Origin of the sequence: Candidatus Avelusimicrobium sp. (assembly GCF_051874775.1) — a bacterium.
In the GTDB taxonomy this organism is placed as follows: Bacteria; Elusimicrobiota; Elusimicrobia; order Elusimicrobiales; family Elusimicrobiaceae; genus Avelusimicrobium.
Window position 1 is genome coordinate 1 of sequence record NZ_JBJEGE010000014.1, and the last position, 2700, is coordinate 2700.

3 protein-coding genes are annotated in these 2700 nt (G+C 48.7%); 2 read left to right on the top strand and 1 reads right to left on the bottom strand.

Going from position 1 to position 2700, the window contains the following annotated elements:
• Positions 1-265: 265 nt before the first annotated feature.
• On the bottom strand, positions 266-481 hold the full coding sequence (locus ACI351_RS03210) for a helix-turn-helix domain-containing protein (RefSeq protein WP_439733819.1): 216 nt from the start codon (positions 479-481) through the stop codon (positions 266-268).
• A 163-nt stretch (positions 482-644) separates the two neighbouring features.
• On the opposite strand from ACI351_RS03210, the gene ACI351_RS03215 reads away from it, so the two are divergent.
• Positions 645-1562, top strand: a complete 918-nt coding sequence (locus ACI351_RS03215; RefSeq protein ID WP_439733820.1) for a rolling circle replication-associated protein — start codon at positions 645-647, stop codon at positions 1560-1562.
• A 512-nt stretch (positions 1563-2074) separates the two neighbouring features.
• On the top strand, positions 2075-2578 hold the full coding sequence (locus tag ACI351_RS03220) for a tyrosine-type recombinase/integrase (RefSeq protein WP_439733821.1): 504 nt from the start codon (positions 2075-2077) through the stop codon (positions 2576-2578).
• Positions 2579-2700: the final 122 nt, after the last annotated feature.

Here is a 2700-nt window from a genome sequence, read left to right on the forward strand (position 1 = left end):
ACCGCCCGCCAAACGAAGCGCGCGGAGAAAAGCGGCGCGCGGCACAGAGTAGCGGGCAGTGGCGCGCGGGCGGACTGGCTGGCGGCGCTTGCGCCGTACTCGCTCCGGAACAACACAAAATGAATATTTTGTTGCAGTTCGCGGGCAGGGTATCCGCGAACTACACAAAATATTAAAGGATTTTGTGTTGTTTTGGCAACGCAAACTTTTCGTACACGCGCAACAGCTCGCCGCCGCGCCCGCGGCTTTGAAGAAAGGACAGCCTTTAGGCTGTCCTTTTGTCGCTGATCCCAAGTAGATAATCGGTTGAAACTCCGTAGAAGCTCGAAAGTTCTATCAACATATCAATCGGTAGCTTTCTTTTTCCGCTTTCGTAGAGCGCATATTGCTGTTGAGTAGTTTTCAGCTCTGCGGCTATTTGACTTTGTGTCAGGTCAAAATCTTCTCTTGTATCTCGCAATCTTTTTGATGTGCATGTCATTTGAATACCCCCTTTTTGACTAATATAACACACATTCAAAAAAATGTATTGACTTTACATTCAAATGTGCGTATAATTCTAAATGTCAACATTTGGAAGTCGCCGCCTGCGGCGGCTACTCTACTTGATTATAACCTCAAAAAACACTCACACGGAGTCAAAAATGGTCGAACTAAAATTAAAAAATGAGTTGCAAAAAAATGCAAAAATTCAATATATGCCGAACGGCTCTGTTAATCTGACTTGCTTTAGATATCCCGTTTTTATGCCTGACGGCTGGGAAGCTTCGGACTTTGGAAAAGCTCGGCAAAGTAACGGTGAATATCGCACAGATAGCCCGCGCACCGACAATATTCGGCGCGCCAAAAACTCAGTTTTTGAGATAGCCGCCGCGAATGAATGGAAATATATGGTGACTTTCACTCTTGACTCAAATGTGATTGACCGCTATGATGTTTCGGCTATTTCAAAGCCGTTTTTGAAATGGATACAAAACACTGCTTCTCGGCGCGGGCTCCGCTATCTAATCATACCGGAACGGCACTCCGATGGCGCCATACATTTTCATGGCCTGACTGCTGGCGGCTTGGATCTGGTCGATAGCGGAACAGTGAAAGTGACCGGAAAGAAAAAGCCGATTAAGATTTCAACCGCGAAGCGGCTTCACATACCAACCGAAGAGTGGCGCACAGTTTGGAATGTTTCAAACTACCGTTTTGGCTACTCAAGCGCAATCGCGCTTGACGGCAACGCGGAAGCGGTGGCGCGATATGTCACCAAGTATGTTACAAAAGATTTTTCGAAAATCTTCGGCAAGACATACTTCGCAGGCGGCGCAGGACTTCGGCGGCGGCTTCCGTTTGAGCTTCTCAATCTCGACTTTGACGAAGTATGCGGGCGCGAGTATTCCGCGCCATACATTGGCGCTGTTAAGTATGCGCGGATCAGCGCACAGGAGCTTGAAACTTTGAAAGCAAAGTCCCAAAATATGGACTTTGCGCCAGTCGGCGCGGCTGAGCCGCTCCAAGATTGGGAGCCAAAAGAAAAAGAGAAAAAACGAGCGGTGGCGGCTGTATGCTGAGCCGTGCGAGCAACTCAGACCCGCGGCGGCTGAGCCGCTCCTGAGTTGATCGCCGAAAGGCGAACAGCGGCCGACAAATTCAAAAATCAATTAGGAAGTCTATTAAAATTCTTTGAATTTTAATAGAAGCGTAATTTATTTTGAATTAGCGAAAATAAAAGAAAAACCAAGAAAAAGGCAGAAAAACAGCTTGAAAACGCGCTTTTCGCGTGATTTTGAAATTTGAAAAAAGGAAAAAGGGGGTGTATAATAAGAGTAGTCGAACAAATGTTCGCCGCCGCAATTTTCATTTTCAAAAAAATTTAATAATCTGGACTTTGGCATTATTACCTTCGAAGCGGTAGCAAGGAACGCGGCGGCGGCATTTTTTCGGCGGCTCAAAGCGGCGATAGGCGCGCGCTTGTGCGCCTATCGCAAAAGCTGAGTTGACAATTTAAGGAATGTAAAAAGGGGGTGACACTCTGCGCAGCGATTACGCGTCAGCCGATATATTCGGTCATATACTGGCGGCACTGACTGAGCCGAATAGGCTCGCGGTCATGGTTTCACTTCAAACGGGTCTAAGGATTGATGATGTTCTTCACCTTAAAACAAAAGACCTACAAAAGGAACGCTTCACACTGCATGAAATGAAAACGGGGAAACCGCGGCGAATTCGCTTAACCAATGATTTAAAATCTGCCCTGCTGGCACAAGCGGGGCGGTTTTATGTTTTTGAAAATCGACTCGATCCAAAGCGACCGAGGACTCGTCAGGCTGTTTTCAAAGACATTAAGCGAGCCGCCGCCGCCTTTAGAGTTCGAGATTTAAATATTTCGCCACACTCGGCGCGGAAGGCTTATGCCGTTCGGCAGTTCAAAAAGTGCGGCGATATAAAGCGCGTTCAACAGCTTTTAAACCATTCGAGCGAAGCTGTAACACAGCTCTACGCGCTCGCCGACATACTCACCGCACGCGCTCACCCGCGGCGCGGTTCGCAGTCGCGCGAAGTCAAGGGCGGGGCGGGCACGCCCTGAACTGGGACCCGCGGATAATGAGAAATTTGAAGAAAGCAGAAAATAGCGGGAGCGAAGGGCGCGCACGACCGCCCGCCAAACGAAGCGCGCGGAGAAAAGCGGCGCGCGGCACAGAGTAGCGG